20 protein-coding genes are annotated in these 21,385 nt (G+C 67.3%); 5 read left to right on the top strand and 15 right to left on the bottom strand.

Annotation, left to right across the window (positions count from 1 at the left end; genetic code table 11):
* Positions 1–3: 3 nt before the first annotated feature.
* Together IRT45_RS22865 and IRT45_RS22860 are read right to left on the bottom strand one after the other, a co-directional pair.
* A complete protein-coding gene (locus IRT45_RS22865) occupies positions 4–1,533 on the bottom strand; it encodes a catalase (RefSeq protein WP_194807874.1) in 1,530 nt (509 codons plus the stop codon).
* Positions 1,534–1,601: 68 nt separating this feature from the next.
* Complete coding sequence (locus IRT45_RS22860; protein ID WP_228534799.1) at positions 1,602–1,925, bottom strand: hypothetical protein; 324 nt, start codon at positions 1,923–1,925, stop codon at positions 1,602–1,604.
* Between IRT45_RS22860 and IRT45_RS38070 the strand changes: the two genes are divergently transcribed.
* From IRT45_RS38070 to IRT45_RS22845, 3 genes are all read left to right on the top strand, one after another.
* Entirely contained in the window at positions 1,807–2,244 is a 438-nt protein-coding gene (locus IRT45_RS38070) for a hypothetical protein (protein ID WP_375540140.1), read from the top strand. The two genes, IRT45_RS22860 and IRT45_RS38070, sit on opposite strands and share 119 nt — an antisense overlap.
* Positions 2,245–2,371: 127 nt before the next feature.
* On the top strand, positions 2,372–2,530 hold the full coding sequence (locus tag IRT45_RS22850; protein WP_194807873.1) for a hypothetical protein: 159 nt from the start codon (positions 2,372–2,374) through the stop codon (positions 2,528–2,530).
* Between the two features lie 53 nt (positions 2,531–2,583).
* Positions 2,584–3,828: a serine hydrolase gene (locus IRT45_RS22845; RefSeq protein ID WP_309241107.1), complete on the top strand. Its 1,245-nt coding sequence runs from the start codon at positions 2,584–2,586 to the stop codon at positions 3,826–3,828.
* A gap of 28 nt (positions 3,829–3,856) precedes the next feature.
* On the opposite strand, the gene IRT45_RS22840 is transcribed toward IRT45_RS22845, so the two are convergent.
* Positions 3,857–6,169, bottom strand: coding sequence for a cation-translocating P-type ATPase (locus tag IRT45_RS22840; protein ID WP_194807872.1), 2,313 nt, complete (start codon positions 6,167–6,169; stop codon positions 3,857–3,859).
* 189 nt (positions 6,170–6,358) lie between these two features.
* Between IRT45_RS22840 and IRT45_RS22835 the strand changes: the two genes are divergently transcribed.
* Complete coding sequence (locus IRT45_RS22835) at positions 6,359–7,435, top strand: substrate-binding domain-containing protein (RefSeq protein ID WP_194807871.1); 1,077 nt, start codon at positions 6,359–6,361, stop codon at positions 7,433–7,435.
* Here the strand turns inward: IRT45_RS22835 and IRT45_RS22830 are convergent.
* From IRT45_RS22830 to IRT45_RS37515, 3 genes are all read right to left on the bottom strand, one after another.
* Entirely contained in the window at positions 7,375–8,823 is a 1,449-nt protein-coding gene (locus IRT45_RS22830) for a hypothetical protein (RefSeq protein WP_194807870.1), read from the bottom strand. The two genes, IRT45_RS22835 and IRT45_RS22830, sit on opposite strands and share 61 nt — an antisense overlap.
* A gap of 319 nt (positions 8,824–9,142) precedes the next feature.
* Entirely contained in the window at positions 9,143–9,298 is a 156-nt protein-coding gene (locus IRT45_RS22825; protein WP_157104334.1) for a hypothetical protein, read from the bottom strand.
* Between the two features lie 209 nt (positions 9,299–9,507).
* Positions 9,508–9,630 (bottom strand): hypothetical protein, encoded by a 123-nt coding sequence (locus IRT45_RS37515; protein ID WP_255535591.1) that lies wholly within the window; start codon positions 9,628–9,630, stop codon positions 9,508–9,510.
* A 492-nt stretch (positions 9,631–10,122) separates the two neighbouring features.
* Here IRT45_RS37515 and IRT45_RS22820 point away from each other — a divergent pair, with 492 nt between their 5' ends.
* Complete coding sequence (locus tag IRT45_RS22820; RefSeq protein WP_309241106.1) at positions 10,123–10,899, top strand: oxygenase MpaB family protein; 777 nt, start codon at positions 10,123–10,125, stop codon at positions 10,897–10,899.
* Between the two features lie 95 nt (positions 10,900–10,994).
* Here the strand turns inward: IRT45_RS22820 and IRT45_RS22815 are convergent, their stop codons facing one another.
* From IRT45_RS22815 to IRT45_RS22775, 9 genes are all read right to left on the bottom strand, one after another.
* Positions 10,995–11,867, bottom strand: a complete 873-nt coding sequence (locus IRT45_RS22815; RefSeq protein ID WP_194807915.1) for an oxygenase MpaB family protein — start codon at positions 11,865–11,867, stop codon at positions 10,995–10,997.
* 496 nt (positions 11,868–12,363) lie between these two features.
* Positions 12,364–13,617, bottom strand: coding sequence for a TetR/AcrR family transcriptional regulator (locus tag IRT45_RS22810; RefSeq protein ID WP_194807869.1), 1,254 nt, complete (start codon positions 13,615–13,617; stop codon positions 12,364–12,366).
* Between the two features lie 31 nt (positions 13,618–13,648).
* Positions 13,649–14,386, bottom strand: a complete 738-nt coding sequence (locus IRT45_RS22805; RefSeq protein WP_194807868.1) for a hypothetical protein — start codon at positions 14,384–14,386, stop codon at positions 13,649–13,651.
* A 12-nt stretch (positions 14,387–14,398) separates the two neighbouring features.
* Positions 14,399–15,592, bottom strand: coding sequence for an MCE family protein (locus tag IRT45_RS22800; RefSeq protein WP_194807867.1), 1,194 nt, complete (start codon positions 15,590–15,592; stop codon positions 14,399–14,401).
* On the bottom strand, positions 15,589–16,782 hold the full coding sequence (locus tag IRT45_RS22795) for an MCE family protein (protein WP_194807866.1): 1,194 nt from the start codon (positions 16,780–16,782) through the stop codon (positions 15,589–15,591). The genes IRT45_RS22800 and IRT45_RS22795 overlap by 4 nt, the downstream gene beginning before the upstream one ends.
* Positions 16,779–17,882 carry an MCE family protein gene (locus tag IRT45_RS22790; RefSeq protein ID WP_194807865.1) on the bottom strand — a complete coding sequence of 368 codons (1,104 nt, stop codon included), beginning with the start codon at positions 17,880–17,882 and terminating at the stop codon, positions 16,779–16,781. Before IRT45_RS22790 ends, IRT45_RS22795 begins: the two co-directional genes overlap by 4 nt.
* Positions 17,882–18,913, bottom strand: a complete 1,032-nt coding sequence (locus tag IRT45_RS22785; RefSeq protein WP_194807914.1) for an MCE family protein — start codon at positions 18,911–18,913, stop codon at positions 17,882–17,884. The genes IRT45_RS22790 and IRT45_RS22785 overlap by 1 nt, the downstream gene beginning before the upstream one ends.
* The gene (locus tag IRT45_RS22780) at positions 18,913–19,935 is read right to left on the bottom strand and encodes an MCE family protein (protein ID WP_194807864.1); all 1,023 of its coding nucleotides are present in this window, start codon (positions 19,933–19,935) and stop codon (positions 18,913–18,915) included. Before IRT45_RS22780 ends, IRT45_RS22785 begins: the two co-directional genes overlap by 1 nt.
* Positions 19,932–21,383, bottom strand: coding sequence for an MlaD family protein (locus IRT45_RS22775; protein ID WP_194807863.1), 1,452 nt, complete (start codon positions 21,381–21,383; stop codon positions 19,932–19,934). The genes IRT45_RS22780 and IRT45_RS22775 overlap by 4 nt, the downstream gene beginning before the upstream one ends.
* Positions 21,384–21,385 lie beyond the last annotated feature (2 nt).

Below are 21,385 nucleotides of genomic sequence, written 5' to 3'. Positions count from 1 at the left end.
TTCTCAGGCCTTGTGCTGTGCGGACGACCGAGCGGGGTTGCCCTGCGCGGCCGCCTTCGGATCCTTCTCGTCCTGTTTCGCCCGGACCCCGGATTCCACCCGGTCGCCGAGCTCCTTGTCGACATTGCGCCAGTATTCGAAGGCGCGTGCCAGGACCGGCTCGGACACCCCGTTGAGCAGATGGCCGACGATGTTGTCCACCAACCGTTCTCGCGCCGCGTCGTCGAGCACCTGGCGCACGAGAGTGCCCGCCTGACCCCAATCGTCGTCGTCGCGGCGCAGCGTGTACGCCGCACGCACCATTTCGCCGTCGGTGTACCAGCCGGCGGTCGGACCGGCGCGGCCGGGTTCGGCGTGCGGACCGCCCTTGGAATTCGGCACGTAGACCGGGTCACCCGGATTGTGGTGCCGCATGTGGCCGTCCTTGGTGTAGGAATGCGACGGCGACTTCGGCGCGTTGACCGGCAATTCCTTGTAGTTCGCGCCGATCCGGTAGCGGTGGGCGTCCGGATACGAGAACCACCGGCCCAGCAGCATCTTGTCCGGGCTCGGCCCCGTGCCCGGCACCGCGCTGCTCGGCTCGAAGGCGGCCTGTTCGATCTCGGTGTGATAGTCGGACGGGTTGCGGTTCAACGTCATCCGGCCGACCTCGTAGAGCGGATAGTCGCCGTGCGGCCACACCTTGGTCAGATCGAACGGGTTGAACCGATAGGTCTTGGCCGCCTCGAACGGCATGATCTGCACCTTCAGCGTCCAGCTCGGATAGTCGCCGCGCTCGATCGCCTCCCACAGATCCCGGGTGTGGTAGTCGGTATCCATCGAGGCCATCTGATCGCCCTCGTCCTGGGTGAAGAACTCCACACCCTGGTCGGTGAGGAAGTGGTACTTGACCCAGTGCTTCTCGCCTTCGGCGTTGACCCACATGTAGGTGTGGCTGGAATAGCCGTTCATGTGGCGCCAGGTGCGCGGGATCCCGCGATCGCCCATCAGCCAGGTGACCTGGTGCGCCGACTCCGGCGACAGCGTCCAGAAGTCCCACTGCATGTCGTGGTCGCGTAAGTTGTTGTCCGCCCGGCGTTTCTGCGATCGGATGAAGTCCTGGAACTTCATCGGATCGCGGACGAAGAAGATCGGGGTGTTGTTGCCGACCAGGTCGAAATTGCCGTCCTCGGTATAGAACTTCAACGCGAATCCGCGCGGATCACGCCAGGTGTCCGGGCTGCCACGCTCACCGGCCACCGTGGAGAACCGCGCCAGCATCTCGGTCCTCGCTCCGGGCCGGAAGACCTTCGCGCAGGTGTAGGCACTCATATCCTGCGTGGTCTCGAAGACACCGAACGCGCCGCCGCCCTTGGCGTGCGGCTGACGTTCGGGGACGCGTTCGCGATTGAACGCGGCCATCTTCTCGATCAGGTACGCGTCGTGGAGCAGGATCGGGCCGTCGGGGCCTATCGTGAGCGAATCTTCGTCGCCGGCCACCGGAATTCCGGCGTCGTCGGTGGTGAAACCGCCGGCGCGAGTCTTCTCGACCATTTCTCTCCTCTCCGGACCGGATCGGCGCGGCGATCACGCCCCGCGGCGGACCAGCGGTCCTACCCTGATCAGTGCCCCTGTCGCTGATGCGGCTCCCACTGGTCGCGAGCCTGCGTCCGCTTGCTCTCGAGCGCGATCCACGCCACGCCGCTGATCAGGCACACCGCGCACACCACACCGGCCACGATCGCCCATCCGCCGAAGCCGTATCCGGCGGCGGTGAGCGCGAGCGCCAGCGCGACGAAACTCAATGCACACAGCACGATGCCCGGAATGTTGTACGTGTCCTCGATTCCCTCACCGGCATGCTTGCGCGGCGCTCGCAGCATCCGCCGCCGCTGCGCCTGCTCCTGCGATGTGCTTCCACGCGCCATCCGCGGGTCCGTCATCATGGCACCTCCGTCTCCCGGTTTCGGCCGCACAGGGCACACTCCTCCCTGCTTGCAGGCGTACTACCCGGGTTCGGCGGTTCGAATCAGGCAAATGCCTCCGCCCCGGCGTCCGGTGTCCGCCGGCCGAACGGTTTGCCAGGCCCGCGGTCGCGCGCGCCACCGTGCCGAGGATGCGGGGCGGGTGGAGGTGCGCGCGGATCTGGTCGGCGATCAACGCGACGACCGGCAGATGGAGTCGGCGGTCAGCCGGTTGAGTCTGGCACCGTCGGTGACCAGTGTCGGATGGCGCATGGTCGAACCGGTCACGCCCGGGCTGTAGGGCGCAGGCGGGGTGAGATCGGTCAGAGCCCGCTGAGAGTTCCCTGGTAGAGCGGTCGCACCCCTCGCCCCGAGGCCGGTGTGGCACCTACCGTGAGGGTGATCGACCGACCGATGAAGGAGAGCTCGTGGGTTCCACCGATGCCGCCGAATGGGCCGATACCGCGGCCGCCAGCGCGGGCCGAGCCAGCGGCTACGCCCGCGACACCGCCACCCGGGAGCTCGCCTACGCCGTCGAGGCGCTCGGCAAGGCGGTGGGAGCGCTCGCTCGCGAATTGCGCAGCTGAGCCGCGACGACGCCCCGACCTGCACCGATGCCCCCGATCACTATGCTGACGCCGTGAGCACTGTGGCCCCGATGGTTTCCGTCCCCGCCGATCCGGACACCGTGACCGCGGTGGGTCCCGAGGACGACCCCACCGCGGTGGGTCTGCGGCCGGGCGAGGTCGAAGCGGTGTGGGAGTCGGTCCGCGCGTGGTACCGGATGGGAACCACTCCCGCGATCCAGATCTGCCTGCGCCGCCACGGCGCCGTCGTGCTGAACCGGGCCATCGGTCACGGCTGGGGTAACGCCCCCGGCGACGGTCCCGACGTCGAACGCACACCGATCACCGTCGACACCCCGTTCTGCGGTTTCTCCACCGCCAAAGGCGTCGCCGCGACGGTGATGGCGATGCTGATCGAGCAGGGCGCCTTCGCCCCGGAAGACCGGGTGTGCGACTACATTCCGGAATTCGCGGCGCACGGCAAGGGCCGCATCACCATCGCCGATGTGCTGTCCCACTCCGCCGGGGTGCCGTTCATGCCGGCGGGTTACCGCGGCTTCGACGCCGTCGTGGACGAGGAACTCGCGGTGCGGGCGCTGATCGAGTTGCGGCCGAGCTGGCCACCCCGGCGATTCCGCGTCTATCACGCCCTGACCAGCGGGTTGATTCTGCGCCTGCTGGTCCAGCGCGCGACCGGCAAGCGGATGCGCGACCATCTCGCCGACCAGGTGCTGAATCCGCTCGGATTCCGATGGACCACCTTCGGCGTGGCCCCCGCCGACGTCGACCGGGTGGTGCCGAGCGTGCGTACCGGACCGCGGCCATCCCGGGCCTGGTCGGTGGTGGCCGGTAAGGCGCTCGGTGGCGGCATGAGCGCCTCGACGTCGGCGGAATCGGTGCGCGCGTTCCTCACCGCGGAGCTGCCCTCCGGCAATCTCGTGACCACCGCCTCGGAACTTTCACGCTTCTACGAAATATTGTGTCGCGGTGGGGAACTCGACGGTGTGCGGATCCTGTCCCCCGACACGCTGCACAGCGCGATCGCCCCGGCGCCCCGGATTCCGGGCATCGCGGGCCGGGTCGGTCGCGCCGGATTCGAGCTGGGCGGGCGCCGGTCGAAATTCGGCGATCACACCGAAACCCATTTCGGCCGTAGCGGTCTGACCACCCAGTACGGCTGGGCCGACCTCGACCGCGGACTGTCCGGCGCCATCTTGACCAGCGGCAAGTCGACCGTGGACACCGAGCGGCCCTGGCGGTTGTGCGCACAGATCTCGGCGGTCGTTCCTCGCTCGCCCATCGCCCGGCCGCAGGGGTAGCACCGTCCGGCCGGCTCTACCCCTGCCGCTACGGCAAGCGAAGTCGTTTGAGCGACACCGCGTTCAGCGCGACGATGATGCTGGAGCCCGACATGGTCAGGGCGGCGATCTCCGGACGCAGGGTGAATCCGAAGGCCGGCTCGAACACACCCGCCGCGATCGGGAGGGCGACCGCGTTGTAACCCACCGCCCACGCCAGATTCTGATGCATCTTGCGCAGGGTGCCGCGCCCGATCCGCAACGCGGTGGGCACGTCGAGCGGGTCCGATCGCATCAGAACCACATCGGCGGTGTCGATGGCCACGTCCGTACCGGCGCCGATCGCGATGCCGAGGTCGGCCCGCGCCAGCGCGGGCGCGTCGTTCACGCCGTCGCCGACCATCGCGACTTTCCTTCCGCCGGACTGTAATCGCGCGATGGTGTCGGCCTTGTCACCGGGCAGCACCTCCGCGATGACGGTGTCGATACCCAATTCGGCCGCGATACGGTCGGCGGTCGCGCGATTGTCGCCGGTAAGCATCACGACTTCCACGCCGAGATCGTGCATGTCGCGCACCGCGGCGGCGGCGGTCTCGCGGGGCGCGTCGGCGATGCCGACGACCGCGACCGCCTTGTCGTCGACCGCCACCAGCACCGCGGTCTGCCCGCCGTCCGCGATCCGGGCCCGAGCGGCGGTCAATTCGCCGAGTTCGATCCCCTCGCGATCCAGCAATCGCCGGTTGCCGATGACGACGCGCTGCCCGTCGACCGTGGCGACGGCGCCGTGGCCGGGGACGTTCTCGAACTTCTCGGCCCGCGCGGGCGCGACGCCGCGTTCCTCGGCGTAGCGGACGATCGCCTGGGCCAGTGGGTGTTCGGACTCCCGCTCGACGGCGGCCACCGCCGCGAGCAGCCGGGGTGAGGGCTCGGCCGCCGCGGTCACGAATTCGGTGACGGCCGGTTGCCCCTTCGTCAGGGTGCCGGTCTTGTCCAGCACCACCACGTCGACGCGGGCCGCGGTCTCCAGTGCGAGGGCGTTCTTGAACAGGATGCCCCGGCGAGCGCCGAGTCCGGTGCCGACCATGATCGCCGTCGGCGTGGCCAGGCCGAGTGCGTCGGGGCAGGTGATCACCACGACGGTGATCGCGAACAACATGGCGGTGGCGAAGGTGGCACCGGCGAGCAGCCATCCGGCCAGGGTGGCCGCACCGCCGATCAGCGCGACCAGGACCAGCCAGAACGCCGCGCGGTCGGCCAGCTTCTGGCCTGGTGCCTTCGAATTCTGCGCCTGCTGAACGAGATTCACGATCTGCGCCAGCGCGGTGTCGGAGCCGACCTTGTCCGCACGCACGCGCAGGGTGCCGTCGACGTTGATGCTGGCGCCGATCACCGGAGCACCCGGTTGTTTGTGCACCGGCAGACTCTCTCCGGTCACCATCGACTCGTCGACCTCGCTGTCGCCGTCTTCCACGACGCCGTCCACCGGGATCTTGGCACCGGGCCGCACCAGCAGCAGATCGCCGACGGCGACCTCGGCGGTGGGAATCTCCACCTCCGCGCCGTCGCGCAATACCACCGCGCGCGGCGGCGCCAGATCCAGCAGGGTGCGGATGGCGTCGGTGGCCCCGCCGCGGGCGCGCATCTCGAACCAGTGCCCGAGCAGCACGAAGGTGGCGAGCATGGTCGACGCCTCGTAGAAGACCTCGCCGCCGCCCGTGAGGGTGATGGCCAGTGAATACAGCCAGCCCGCGCCGATGGCGACGGCCACCAGGACCATCATGTCGAGGGTCCGCGCCCGCAGCGCCTGCCACGCACCGGTGAAGAAGATCGTCGACGAATAGCCGATCACCGGCAGGCTCAGGATCAACGCCCACACATCCTGGCGCAGCCCGAACGGCACCGGCAGGTCGATGCCGAACATATCCGTCGCCATCGGCGACCACATCATGACGAGCACCGAGAAGACCAGCGCGACCAGGAATCGGTTGCGCATATCGGCGGCCATCGCGGCCATCGACATGTCGTGATGGTCGTGCGTGCCGTGATGATCGTGCGGAGGTTCCGCGGGTTCGTGCCGGTGCGCGCCGGCCGGTTCGGACGGCTCGGCCAGGGGGTCGCAGACGTGCCAGGGAACCGACAGTCCGGAGCAGTGGATTCCGCAGTCCCGCAACCATTCCCGCAATTCGTGAACCGAGGTCCGGGCCGGGTCGAAGCCGACCGTCGCGGTCTGGGCGGCGGGATTGACCGCGGCCTCGAGGACACCGGGACGGGCTTGCAGGACCCGGGTGGCGACCTGCCGGCGGCTCGCCCAGTGCAGGCCACTCAGATCCAGCACCACGGTTGCGTGACCGTTGTCCACCATGTGCACGACTCCTCTCGACCGGCGCGAGCGACTACCATGACCATATACCCGCAGGGGGTATATGCCAAACAAGGCCACTTCACCTGCCCGGAAGGTCGGGGCTCGCCACGATCACGGGCTGTCGTTAACATGGTCGGCTCGGGGGGCGACTATTCGGCGAAGGATGTTTCGGGCGCGGAGGTTCCGGTGATGTCGAACTCCCGCGGCGGGCGCGACACCGTCGATATCGCGCTGGTGGTGCCCGGTAGCGGACCGGCGGGCCTGTTCGGCCCGTCCTGTGAGGCGTGCGCCGCGCTGGCGGCGGAGGACATCAATCGCGCGGGCGGAATCCTGGACCGGCCGGTGCGATTGCACACGGTCGACGCGGGCGCGCCGCTGCCGCTGCTGGCCGAGCGCATCGATCGTATGATCGGCACCGGCGCCGTCGACGGCGTGGTGGGCTGGCATCTGTCCAACGCCCGCCGGGTGCTGACGCCCCGCACGGCCGGACGGGTGCCGTACGTCTACACCACGTTCTACGAGGGCGGCGAGAATTCCGACGGCGTGTACATGGTCGGCGAGACGCCCGATCATCAACTTTTTCCGGCGTTGCGCTGGCTGCGCGCGGAACAAGGCATCCGCCGGTGGTGCATCGTCGGCAACGATTACGTGTGGCCACGCGAAACCGCCCGGGTCACCCGCGAGGCGGCGGCATTCGGGGATATCGACATCGTCGGCGAGACATTCGTCCCGCTCGGCAGCCGCGCCTTCGGGCCGGCCCTCGACCTGATTCGCCGCTCGTCCGCCCAAGGGGTGCTGCTGCTGATGGTCGGCGCCGACTGCGCGGCGTTCAATCGCGCCTTCGCCCGCGCGGGCCTCGACGAGGACCGGCTGCGGCTGAGCATGATGATCGGCGAGGACGTCCTGTACGCCGGCGGCCCGGACAGCACCCGCGGATTGTTCACCGCCTCAGGCTATTTCGAGAGCGTGGTATCGCCCGAGGCGATGGAATTCGGCAGCCGCTACACCGCCCGGTACGGCACCTTCGCTCCGGCGCTGAACAACATCGGCGAATCCTGCTACGAGGGTCTGCTGCTGTTCGCCTCGCTGGCGGAGGCGGCGCGCAGCCTCGACGTGCGCGATATCGAGCGCCATGCCGCCCGGGTGCGTTATGGCGGCCCGCGCGGTGAGGTGAAGGTCCGCGGCGCGCACACCACCCAGCCGGTCTACCTCGCCGATGCCGACGGCGTCGATTTCGCCGTGGTGAGCGAATTGCGCCGCGCCTGAGCCGGATTCGGCTCGGGACCCGCCACACCGTCGGCCCCGCGCCGGCCGAGAGCACCCTCCGGCCTGAGCCGCCCGATCAGCAGGACTATGGCGGCGCAGCCGATCCCGATCCCCGCGGCGACGATCCCCGGCACCGCGGTGACGGCCGCCTCGGCACTGCGGAACCAGGTGTGGGAATACTCGAGCCGGCCTAGGTCGCGACCCTGCAGCGCCACCCCCGCGGAGGGCACGAAGAGGATGACGATTCCGACGACCGCACTGGTCGCACGCGGGCCGATCGCACATCCCAGGGCGTACCCCGCCATCGCGGCCAATGCGATACAGCTCGGCACGGTCACCGCCGCGGTCGGCACGTCCACCAGCACGGCACTCGCCGCGGCCGCGATCGCCAGCACGACCGAGCCCACGACGGCCGGCATCGGTAGCCGGATTCGCCATCCGGCGTAGAGTCCGGCACCCGCGGCCGCGACCACCAGCCCGGTCGACCAGGAGGGCCGCGGGACGGTGAGCAGAGCCGACCCCGCCGAGGCGAAGGCGACCATGACCACGATCAGCATTCCGTCCCGTTCGGGCAGCAGCAGCGCCGCCACCGCGGTGGCGAGCAGCAGTATCGCCCCGCCCACCAGAATCGACACGAGCGCACCGCCGCGGGCCATCCACACGGACGTGGCCAGGGTCGCCGAGACGATCACGACCGCGGATACCACCGGTTTCAGCGGTACCACCGCGCTGTCGTCGGGTTCGGGTTGCCGCTCTTGCCGGAACAGCACGGCCGTGAACAGCATCAGTCCGAGCGCGACGAGAATCAGCCAGACCGGAGGCGCCCCGCGCAGGATGCCCTCCCCCGGGACGGCAGAGGCGAAATCCGGGGCCTGGGTGAGGTCGGCGAACAGAATCGAGGCCAGCGCGCCGAACAGATAACCCCCGGCCGGGGCGCGGCGATGCCACACCGCCGCGGCCAGACAGCCCAGGACCACGCCGGCGAGCATGGAGTCGACGTAGTTGAGCGTCGACAGCGTCCGGGTCTCCAATCGGACGAGCAAGGTGTGGTTGACCAACATCGCCGCGGTCGCGCAGAAGACGGCGCACCAGGCGAGGCGACTGTTGCCGATCGCCGCCGATACCGAGACCGCGATCACCGCGATCAGCGCGCCGGCGGTCAGCGCCAGCGGCATATTGAAGATCAGCAGGTCGACCTGCAGTGCCGACCCCGGCGAGAGCCAGGACTGGCTGATCGGCATCATCATGGCCAGCCCGGCGACCCCGGCGCTGATGCAGGCGGCCGAGGTTTCCGCGGCCACTCGCAGCCATTGCGTGTCGGTGATGCCGGCCGACAACCGTTGTACGTGCCCCCGGATATCCGGAGAACCGAAAGTCACAGCACTCATGCCGGACTCCGTCCCCAGCAGGTAACGCCTGGGCGTGACTACCCCGCCGATTCGTTAGCCGAATGATTGCGGGACCGACACTACCGGAGCGCGGAAACACTCCCCGAGCCTATGATCGGCATCAGAGCCCGAAAAACGACAATTCGATGAGGATTTGCTAACGGTTCGGTCGCGACGGATACAGCTTTCGTATCAATTCCGTCCGCCACCGCGTGTCATCACCCGTTTCGCCAGGTCGCGCCTGGGTCTCTCACGGGTGCGCCCGTTGCCGGATCGTGTCCGAGATCCCCGGACCGATCGGCGACGGGCGCCGCGTGGATCACCGGGCTACGTCGTCGGCGGGCGCCTCCCCGCCCTCGGGTCCGGCCGAGGAACTCGCACTGCGAAACAGCGGACGATGCGCCACCCCACCGGCGGGCGCCGGCGTCTCGATGGGTACCGGACTGTGGCTGAACAGATTCGGCTGCTCACTCATATCGGATGTCCTTTAGATTCTCACCATCGACGGCCCGTCCGGCCAGCGAATCGGCCGCACCGCTCGCGCGCACAGCGCACTGTGCGATTACCGACAGGACTTACAGTACACCCCCGATAACCGACCGCGGGCGCGACGAGCCGGACCGGCCATCCGGGTCGCGGCGCGGAATCGGTTCGGCGGGCACACATTCCGCGACCGCGCGGCGGTCAGCCGCGCCCGTGCCGCAGTTCGTACTGCTCGCGTTGCGCCGCCGCACGCTGCCGTTCGGCGACATCGGCCAGTTCGGGATCGAGTCCGTGCTCGAGCAGTTCGCGACGGCCGCGAAACACACCTGCCGGTCCAGCCGCAGCGGATCCTCGACGTCGGTCGTCATGTCGCTCCTCCTGTCGAGGCCAGACTAGTGCACTAATAGTTAGTGCACAAACTATTAGCGCACTATCACACACTCAGCCTCGGTGAACGGGTTCCGGCGCGGCCAGCCGGGCCGGATCGAGTCAACCGACCGGGAAGGAGTCTCGGTAGTTACCGGCGGATTCTGATGCGATACCGAGGTCGATCTCCGACGCGACGATCACCAACTAGCCGTTCACTTGCATCTATTCCGCACAATCCGTGACCACAAGTGATCTTTTCTCGCGATTATGTTGACGCTCATTCACGGTCGGTGATGTACTGTTCCACGACGACCGGCCGAACTCGTGGTGCCCGTGGGTGTGATCGACCGGACCGTCTGTCCGGGCTCGCTCCGTCGTGGTCCCCAGTTCCCGTCCGCATGGGGCGAGCCCGGATTTTCGCAGCGGAGTCGGAGAGGGCGGGGCGCAGTGGCCAGGCCGGGTCAGCGGGATTCGTTGTTGCATCGCTATCTGGGAGATCGGCGGTTCGCGCTGTGCCTGCCGCGGGCGCTCGCCTTTCAGATCCTGCATCCCGGTATCGCCGCCGGTCTGGTGCAACACGCGCCGAATCGGCTGTGGGAGCACAAGAAACGCACCGTATCGCAGATGGTCTACATGGCCTACAGCGAGCGGGATATGCGATCGGTGATCCAATTCGGGCACGAACACGTGAAGGGGCGCGACGAATGGGGCGCGCGGTATCACGCTCTGCAGCCGGAGATCTTCTTCTTCCAGCACGCCACCTACGTCGATACGCTGATGACCTCGGTCGACATCTTCGGTCGCCCGCTCTCCGATCACGACCGTGAGCGGCTCTATCACGAATGCTGCGAGTGGTATCTGCGGCACGGCATCTCCGCGCGCGCCATGCCGCGGACGTGGCCGGAGTTCGTGACCTACTTCGAGAATGCCTGCGCCGGATTGCGATACGGCGACAACGCCGCGGCGCTGGCTCCGCAGGTGCTGCGCCCCGACGCGTGGATCCCGCGGCGCCTTCCCACCGCCGCCGTCCGCGCGCTCATCGCCGCTCCGGCGCGTGCGTTGCTCGGAGTCGACCTGCATCGCGGCGACCGATTCGCGCTGCGCCGCTATGCGGCGACCACGAGAAGCCGTATGGCGCTACTCCCCGCTCGTATGCGCTATCTACCCCAGGCCCGCACCGCGCACGGAACGAACGCGGCGAGAGCGATATCGCCTGCCACATAGTTGTCGACCGCCGCCGGAAACGCGGACCGTGCGGCGGATCGGCCGGATCCGCCGCACCTGTCACGGGCGGCAAACGATGTGCCGCACCGGTGAATTCACACGAGAACCTTCTGCTTACGGATCCGCCGCTGCACATCCCGCATCATCATCTTCGTCCCCGAGAACCGGATGAACTTGGGGATGAACCGGTTCACGAATCCCACGAACAGGAACAGATGCTCGAATCGGCGCTGATCGGCCGCGCTCCACTCCACTCCCATCTGTTCGCGGAAATGCGGAGGCAGGAATCCGGCGGTGAGAAAGCGCAGCAGCCCGCCGAAGATCAGTCGCATATACCAGTGGATCATCCGAAGATGCAGCAGGTCCCCGATATACGCGCGGAACGCGTCGTCGACGATCACCTGCCGGCAGGCCTCGACCCAGTACTCGTCGAAGTCGGCGCGCGTCTTCGGCCACATGTCGGGATGCACCTGCAGGGTGGTGCCGAAGGTATCCGCCCCCTGATAGAACGCCTCGAGTTCCTCCGGTGACATCTTGCCGTTGATCAGCTGGTGGGAATCCTCGAACCCGATGTAGATACACGCCGCGACATACAGTTGCAGATTCCGGTCGAAGGCGTTGTACTTCACCTTCGAGCCGGGCTTGGACCGCACCTGCCGGTGCGCGACGTTCACCGCCTCGCGGAATTCCTTCTTCTCCTCCGGCGTACCGAGAATCGCCACCGCCAGATACGAGGCGGTGGTGCGCAGTCGCTTCCACGGATGCACCATGAGCGCACCGGATTCCACGGTGCTCTCCATGACGCCGGCCGCCACCGCGGGATGCGCGAACTGCATCGCGACGTTGGCGGCGGCACCCGCGAACATCCAGAAATCCAGGGAGTCGGGCAGTTGCGCGGGGCGCTTGCGCGGCGAGCGATGGAAGTCCGGGATGTGGATGCGCGTCTGCTCCAGCGTCAGCGGCGGCATCTGCGCGACGTCGGAGTGTGGAGCTCGCCGCTCCTCCGCCCGGCCCCGCCCGACGGGCGCGGATTCCTCCGGGACGTAGGAATCACTGTGCGGGTCGGTGTAATTCGGCTCCCAAGGCTGCGTTGCCGTTGTCATGCGAGTCCTCTCTCGGAACGTTTCGCCGGCGCGACCGGAGATGCGCCGGGCCCCGCGCTTCGGGGCGCGGGCGGTGCCGCCGGGATCGGGCGGCACCATGCGACACGGGAGCTCGGGGGCCCACCCGGCAGACCGGCTCGTTGCGGAGCCGACGCGACAACCACCGATGCGCGGTTACCGGCGCTCTCGCGGATTTCTCCCTCTGCCACGGCGACACCCCCTCGTATACTCCTCAGGGTCGGCCCGGCGCCCACTATGTTACTCAGAATTCTCATTTGATCAACGGGTCCGCAACACAATATTCGAGACTTCAGGACTGATTCCGCCAACTAAGTTGCCGCGAATTCGGTTGACCTCACGACTATCGCGCCGCGAGTCGTCCGAACAACGTCATCTCCATCAGTCTGACCACATGGGCACGAGGACACATCTGCTGGTTGTTCCCGAACAGCCGCCCCAGACCGACGACGAGCCCGAACCCGGCATGGACGAGGATGCGGGCCTGCGCCCGCGCCAGCTCCGGCCGCGCATCCACCAGCAACTCCACCCATTCGGCCACCACCAGCCGCTGGATATTGCGCAGCACCGTCCGCTCGTAGGCGCCGACATTGCCGAATTCGGCGTAGTAGACGAACGTCAGCTCACGCTCGGCGAACGAGCCCGCGACATAGAGGTCGATCAGTGTCGCCAATGCCTCCTCGGAGGTGTGCGACGCCTCCACCGCGGGTGCGATCGCGGCGGCCATCCGGTCGGCCACCCGCCGGAAGGCCGCCGCCAGCAGGGCATCCTTGCTGCGGTAGTACCGGTACACCGCCGAGGCCGCCGACAATTCGGCCGCCGCCGCGATCTCCTCGACGCTCACATTCGGGTAACCGCGCTCGTGGAACAGCTCGACCGCCTTGTTCAGCAGCACCTGATGTTTGAACGATTGCGGAATCTCGCTCGCCCGCACGGGTTCCGGCTGGTCGGCGGCTACCGGCAGGTCGGTTCGGATCAACGACCAGGCCGCCTCGCTCAGCACCACCGCGAGCGATTTCGCCGGCAGATGCGCGTGGTGGTCGCCGATACTGCTCACCACACTGAAGATCGCGACCGCGCGAACCAGGCCCTCGCGGCGGGCCAACTCCGGCCGCAGTTCGCCGATCAGAGCGCGCAGCGCGGAGATCGCGGTCTCGAACCGTTCGTCGAAGATCCGGCGATCGTCGCGATCGAGGTAGCGGGCCTCCCACCGCGCCAGGGCGGCCGTCGGACGATTGGCGATGGTATCGGCCACGACGGCGTCGATGACGAGTCCGAGTCGCGCTTCGGCACTGTGGCCCTGCACCTCCGCGGGCAGCGTCACCGCCGTCACCGCGGCGGCGGACAAACGCAGCAGCTCCTCGCGGAACAGCGCGTACTTGCTCGGATAGTGCCGGTACAGCGCCGCCGAGGAAATCCCGAGCCGGGCGGCGATATCCTCCATGCTCACGCCGTGATAGCCCAGCGATCCGAAGGCCGCCGCCGAGGCGGAGGCGATCTGCGCCCGGCGGTTCTTGGGCCGGCGGCGGATCACGCGTTCGGGGTTGTGCGTGGCCGGCGCCGTCGCCTTCGCGCGACCGTCCTGTGCGCGACTCACATTGTCTGCCAATCCTTTTCGCCGAGGACCGCTACGACTGCGGCGGCAGCGGAGTCAGCGGCGTGCTGATCTTGTCGACCAGCCAGCGGTCGCCCTGCTTCTGCAGTCGCATCACCGTCGACAGCTGTCCCGGTTCCGGTTTGCCCTGGGTGCCCAGGCTGGTGATGGTCTGGCCGATCACCACGATCGCCTCCGCGGAATTCTTGTCCCCGGAACGGATCGCGCACTGCACATCGGTCGACTTCGCGACGACCTCGCCCTTGGCCAGGACGTCGCTCAAGTCCTTGCTGTTGGATTCGAACTGCTTCTTCCACTCACCGGAAGCTCCGGCCAGCACATCGCGGACGTACTGGTCGAGATGTTTCGAATCGTAGGTCGAGACCACGGGACCGTAGGCGCAGGCGGCCTGGCGGGCCTGAGCCTGCGCGTCCAGCACCTCCTCGTGATCCTTGTTCTGCAGGTAGAAGTAGATACTCGTGCCGATCGCGGCGCCCAGGACCACGGCCACCGCCGCCCGCAGACCGATCCGCATACCGCGTCCGCCGGAATCCGGACGCAGTCGCGACAACGGCGAAACCTTCGCCGCGGTGGTCGTTTCGGTGGCGGCCGCTGCGCCGGGAACCGACTCGGTGGTATCGGATGTCCCCGCCGCATCCGATCCGACCGTGTCGGATGCCGCGGATGCCTCGGCTGCCGCGGTCTCCGCTTCGTCGACGGCGTCGACCGTGGGTTCGCGCTCCTCGGCGCCTCCACTTTCCTTGTCGCTCATCGTGTTCGCTTCCTAATTGTCGGGTAGGGGGCCGGACGGGATGGGCCGCGACATCTCGTTGCCGGTGACGCCCGGCGGCGGTCCGGATCCGTTGTCGGGGAGATTCGGCCGCGGTGCATTGGCCGAACCACGCACCTGCAGTGCGGGATCGGCGGTGAGGCAGTAGTTGTACAGCCGCACCCGGGTATCGGTCATGATCTTGGTCGGTGCCACCGGAATCGTGTCGTAGTCGCAGGTCGGACGCGGCCAGAAGTCGGCGAGCGTGTGATACGCGCCGTCGTGGGCGGGCACCCCGAGCGCTTGAATACCTTGGCGCAGTGCGGGAAACAGTGCCTCGATCGCCGGCTGGCGCAATTTCGCCGCCTTGGTGATGGCGACGAAATTGGTGACCAGATCGGTCAGCGGATCCTGATTCTTCGCCACCACGTCGCCGAGTGTCGCCAGCTCACCCGGGCCCTGGTCGAGGAATTTCCGAATCTCGTTGTCGGCGGCGGTCGCCTGCTGGAACAACGCGCTGCCCGCCGCGGTGAGGGTGCTCAGGTCGGGCTGGGCGTGCGAGGTGGTCTCCGCGATCACCTGCAGGTTCTCGAGCAGCTGGTGGGTCTGCGGCAGCAGATCGGACAGCCCCGCCATCGCACGACTGATGCCGGAGATCATGTTGCGCAATCGATCCGGGCCCCCGGCCAGCGCCGTGTCCAGTTCGTCGACGATGACGGTGAGCCGGTCCGGATTCAGTCCGCCGATGAATCCGCTCAGGTCGGTCAGCAGATTCTGCACGGGAATCGGCACGCTGGTGCGTGCGCGCTCCACGACGGCGCCGTCGGACAGATACGGACCGGTATCGGCGTCGGGCCGGAAGTCCAGGTACTGCTCGCCCGCCGCCGACAGCCGGCCGACGTGCACCGCACCGCCGACCGGAATCTTCGCGCTGTCGTCGATCTCTGCGATCGCGTCGATTCCGTCACCGGCGACACGCACATCGGCGACCTTGCCGACGCGGGTGCCGCGGAAGGTCACGTCGTTGCCCGGGAGGATGCCGCCCGAGGTCGCCAGTTGCACGGTGACGGTGAACGTGTGCGGAATCGGATTGAACCGCAACACATATCGGGCCAGATATCCGGACCCGATCACCAGCACCACGATCAGGCTGAGATTGGCCAGGGCGATGCGCCGGCGCACCACCCAATTCCACAGCGGAGTATTCATCGCTCACCACCCTGCTGGGAAGGTTCGGTCGGGACACCGGGCGCGTCCGGCGGATTCGCGCCGGGAGGCGCCGTACCCGGCACCGGCTGCGGCGGACTGATGACCCGGCCGAACACTTTCTCGAATACCTGCGCCAAACTGCCGGCGAAGGCCGGAACGTCGCCGATTTCGGGCCATCTGCTGCCGTGCGGATCACTGAGCGCACCGATGCTCAGATACGACACCACCGGCATGACCGCCAACGCCGGCCCCCGGAAGCTGGCCATCAGCGACGGATAGATTTCGTCGAGGCCCTTGAGCGCCTCGGTAAGATTGCCACCCATTTCCGTGAAGCCCGACATCAATTTCTGAATGCTGTCGAACAGGCTCAGGAACTGCGGGCTGGTGGTATCGGTGAAATCTCCCAGGGCCGCCATGGTGGTCGACACCTTGGTGGTGAGATCGACGATGCGCTGATTGTTCTCGTTCACCAGTCCGAGCAGTTGCGGGAACGTATCGGCCGCCGCGCCGAGTTCCTTTTTGCGCCTGGCCAATTCACCGGAGAGCGTATTCAATCCCTGCAGGGTGGCGTCGATATCGCCGGTGCGCTGATTGAGGGCGGTGATCACGCTGGTCATCTCGCTCAGCAGATGCGCCAGTTGCGGTCCACGCCCGGCGAACATCGAATTCATCTGCGTGGTGATCTGTGCGGCCTGGTTGATACCGCCGCCGTTGACCAGCATGGCCACCGACATCATCAGCTGCTCGACGGAGGCGGCGGTGCCGGTGTGGTCGACGCCGATGGTGTCTCCGTCGCGCAGCGGCGGACCCGCTTCCTGCGCGGACGGCAGGGTCATGGCCACCGACATATCGCCCAGCGGCGTGGCCTGGCGCAATTCCACCGTCGTCCCGCGCGGCAGCACGATGTCGGAGCGGATCTGCATCCGCACATCGGCGACGAAATTCGTGGTCTCGATGCCGGTGACGGTGCCGATATCGGTGCCGCCGATGCGCACGTGGGCGTGATCGGGCAGATTCAGCACATCGGTGAACGCGGCGTGCACGGTGTAGCCCGGACCGCCGATGCCCGGCTTGGGCATCGGCACATTCTCCAAGGTCAGGCCGCACCCGCTGATGCCGAGTGTGGTGGCGGTCGCGACGGCGGTGAAAACGATGCCGCGGCGGGAGTTTCTGCGCTGTGATCGTGTCATTTTCCGCTGATCCCCAGAAGTGCGGCGGTGAGTCCGAAATCGGGCCCCATATCGGCGATCTTTCCGGTCCGGCAGCCGTCGAGGCGCATCATCACCCGCTCACAGAAGGTGGACAGCGCTTCACCGTCGAGCACGGATTTGTCGAGCAGGCCGTGCAGGCGCAGCGCCTGATGTTCGTAACTGGTGGCATTGGCCAGGTTCTCGAACATCAGCGGCGCGACATCCACGATTTCGGTGAGGTTGCGGGCATTGGCGCGCATCTGATCGCTGATCGCCACGAACCGGGTCAGAGCCCCGGCGAGCTGGTCCTTGTTCTGTCCCACCACCGTGGCGGTATTGGCGACGAAATCGTTGAGCTGGGTGAGCACCGCCTGCAAGCCGGGCGCCTGATCGCCCATCAGCTTCAGCAATTCGGTGAGCCGGCCGCTGAAATCCCGTACGGTCTGGTCGTTCTGGGCGATGACCTGAGTGACGTCGTTGAGCTTGACGATCGTATTGGAGATCTGGTCCTTGTTGGCGAACGTCGTCTCGAACGCGCCCGAGAGCGCGTCCAGAGTCTCGCGCAGTTTGTCGCCGTTGCCGTTGAGCAGCGGGAACAGCACCCGGCTGGCCATCGGCCCGGTGTCGCTGTCACCCTTCAGCGACGCGCCGAGCTGGTCGAAGGTCTGCATGATGCGGTCGAGCTCCACCGGTGTCCTGGTGCGCGGCAACGGAATATGCGCGCCGTCGGCCATGGTGGGCCCGGTTCCGTCGTAGGCCGGCGCCAATTCGACGTGACGGTTGGTGATCAGCTGCGGATTCACCAGTGCGGCCATGGCGTCGGCGGGAAGTTTCACGCTCTTGTCGACCTGCATGACCACCTGCACGTAGGTGCCCTTGGCCTCCACCGATTCGACGGTGCCGACCGGCACACCCAGCACATCGACCTCGTTGCCGGCGTACAGCCCGGCCACATTGTCGAAATCGGCGCTGATGCGCATGTTGTCGCCGAGCACCTCGTTCGCGGCCGTACCGAGCGAGCCCGGCAGCAGTGAACAGCCCGAGGCGGCGGAGGCGACCAGGCACACCGCGGCGAGTTGGGCCAGTGCGCGCAGTTTCATCACTTACACCCCTGAACGACCTGTGCGAAACAGATCCAGTTGTCGGGGAACAGTCCCCACGGCACATACACCTCGCCGTACGGTCCGTTGCCCAATACGTTGTTGAACTGCCGCAAGGTGACCGGCATGATCTCGTAGAGCCGGTCGAGGTTGGTCTTGTTCTTCTCCAGCCCCTCGGACATGGTGTTCAGATCCCGGATCATCGGGCCGAACTGGTTGTTGTTCTCCAACCCCATGTCCTGCAGCAACTTCGACAGTGAGGCGACATTGTCGAGCAGGTTCTTCAGCAGTTGCTGGCGCTTCTGCACGGCCTGACCGATGGCCTCGCCGCGGGTCAGCAGCATCAGCACACTGTTCTGGTTGTCGGCGACCAGCTGGGAGACCTGATCCATTCCCTTCAGCAGGGTGTCGACCTCGTCGCGGCGGTCGTTGATCACCTTCGCCAGCGAGCCGATGCTGTCGAGCGCCTGCACCGCCAGCTGCGGTGAGTCGCCCATCTGCTGGTTCATGGTGTCGAGCGCCTCCCGCAACTTCTGCGGGTCGATCCGCTCGATCCGTTCGAACGACGCCTTGTACTGCGGGTCCTGGATCACCTTGCTCAGGTTGTAGGGCACGCTGGTGTGATCGAGCTTGATCCGGTTGTCCGGCAACCCTTTTCCGTTGCCCGGCACCAGATCGACGTGCAGCCGCCCGAGGATGGTCGACATCTTGATCGCCGCCCGCGCGTCCGGTCCCAGCCGCAGATCGCCGCGCACCTTCAGATCCGCGACCACCTTGGCGCCGTCGAGCCGCACCGCACGCACCGCGCCCACCTCGATCCCCGAGACGTCGACGGACGCACCGGGACGCAGCCCGGCGGCTTGCGCGAATTCGGCGTGAATCGTCTTGTCCCCCAAGCGGGCCTGGGTGAGCACGCTGGAGCCGAGCAGCAGGATCAGCACGGTCGCCGAGGCGATCAGGCCGAGCCGCAGATACCGGTTGCGCAGGAATCCGAACACCTTCGGCAACCTCGGTCGCGCGAATCTCGCCATCACCGGCACACCTCCGAATGCGCGTTGCCACCGATCTGGGAGAACAGGCCCGGCGGCAGGAGCACGCCCCACAGCGAGACGTCGAGACCACAGAAGTAGGCGCTGGCGTAGGCGCCGTAACTGGAGAACTGGGCCACCCGGTTCAGCATGTTCGGCAGTTGCACCGCCGCGCGGTCCAGCGACGCGCCGTTGAGCAGCAGCAGCGCCACACCGGTGGTGGCCTTGTTCTGCGCGGCCGCGATGCCGGGCTTGACCTGGGCCACCAATCCGACCAGCGAATCGGTCGAGGTGGCGACCTGGTCGACCGACGACTTCAACGCCTCACCCTGGGCGTAGAGCCCGTCCATCAGCGAACGGGTCTGGGTGATCAGTGTCTCGAGTTCGTTGCTGCGATGCGCCAGGCCGGACATCACGCTGCTGAGGTTCGAGACCACGTCACCGAGGATCTTGTCGCGCTGGCCGAAGGTTCCGGCCAGCTGCGCGGCCTGGGTAATCAAGGTGCTCAGCGAGACCTGATTGCCCTGCAGCGCCTGAATCAGCGTCTCGGACAGCGAATTCACCTGATCGGGTTGCAGCACCGAGAACAGCGGCTCGAAGCCGGACAGCAGGGCCGACACGTCGAACGACGGCTCGGTGTGCTCGAGGGGAATGCGCCCGCCCGCCGGCAACGATGTGCCCGCTTCCTTCCCCGGAGCCAGCGCGACGTAACGCTGGCCGATCAGGTTCTGGTAGCGCACCATCGCCTTGGTCGTGGTGGTCAGATGCTGGTTGCTCCGGATGCTGAACTCCACGCCGGCCTTGTAGTCGCCGACGAAGTCGATCTTGTCCACCCGGCCGACCCGCACCCCGGCCATGCGCACGTCGTCGCCGACCCGCAGTCCGAGCACATCGGAGAAGACGGCTGAGTACCGGCTGGTCGAGCCCGGCACCGTGCGTTGCAGGCTGCCGTAGATGGTCGAGGTCAGCGCGATCGCGACGACCGCGAAGATGCCGAAACCGATCAGTGCCTTAGTCGATTTCACTGCGTCACACCACCTTCCGGCGTCTCGCCCACAGTCAGATAGCCCCCGGCGAGGACCGGCCCCAGCAGCAGGAGCTGCGCCACATTCGGCGGACCGCCGACCACCGCGGCCACCGCGGCGGGCCCACGCAGGGCGGCGGGACGGGTGGCCGCCGGATCACCGGGCGTGGCGCGGTAGGCGGCCGGTGCGGTGATGCCGGGGATCAGCGGCAGGCTCGGCAGACCGGGCAGCGCCGGAACGCCGGGCAGGGCGGGCAGGCCGGGGATCAGCGGCTGCTGCGCGGGCGCGGTCGGCGCCGCGGGAGCCGGCGTCGGACGGGGTCCGGCCGCGTCGAGCCAGCGCGGCAGCTGCTGTTGCGGATAGACCTGCGGTGGAGCCACATTCGGCACGGTCGCACCACCGCAGCGCGGACCGTACTCGTCGCCGTAGTGCGGGCAGTCCTTCGCGGTGTACTGCTGGAACGGAGTGAGCGAGGCGTCCATCGCCCACACCATCTGTTGTTTCGGACCCCAGTGGAACGTGGTCTTCAGACGTTGCAACGCCGTGTTGAGGTTGGCGGCGGTGAACGGAATCGCCTCGGGATCCTTGGCCAGGCCGCCGAACAGATCGTCCAGACCGGCGACGAGGAATTTGCCCGAATCCGGGTTGCGCGCGAACAGGTGGTTGACCGAGTCGACGGCGCCACCCGCATTCGTCAGCAGCGCGACGAGATTCGAGCGGCGCTCGGTGAGGGTCCGCGCGGTCGTCACCGAGTCCGACAGCACGCCCACCAATTCCGGCGCCGACTGACTCAGTGCGGTGGCGGCACGGCCCAGATCACCGAGCAGGTCGCCGATATCGGGAATATCGTGCACCTGGGTGACCCAGGTGTCGAGCCGTTCCACGGTCGAACCCGGCACCCGCGCCGACGGTTCCAGCGCCGCGGACAGCGTCGCCAGCACCCGGCCCAGCTTCTCCGGCTGAATATTGCTCAGCACATTGCGCAGGACGTTGAGCGTGGTCTGCAATTGAACGGTCGCGGCACCGGTGTCCTGGGCAATGGTCGAGCCGGAATGCAGTTTCGCGGTGTCGGGCCCGTTGTCGACCAATTCGATCGCGGTCACGCCGAACAGGTTGTTGGGAATGACACGGGCGGTGACGTTGGCCGGAATCGCCTCGGCGACACGCGGTTTCAGCGCGATATCGGCGCGCTGCCGCTCCCCTTTCGCCACCACCTCGACCGCATCGACGGTGCCGACGACCATGCCGCGGAATTTCACGTCGGCATGTTTGGGCAGCCCGTCTCCGGTACTGGTGAGAACGGCATGGACGGGAACCTTCTCGGTGAAACGACCGGTGTAGCGCAAGGCCAGCAGATACAGCAGCGCGGCCACCACGAGCAGCATCGCGAGACCGGCCAGCGTGAGCTGGCGAGCGGTCGCACCGCGGCCACTGGGATCGAGAATCACGA

Origin of the sequence: Nocardia sp. BSTN01 (assembly GCF_015354405.1) — a bacterium.
In the GTDB taxonomy this organism is placed as follows: domain Bacteria; phylum Actinomycetota; class Actinomycetes; order Mycobacteriales; family Mycobacteriaceae; genus Nocardia.
This window is presented reverse-complemented; position numbering and strand designations above follow the sequence as displayed.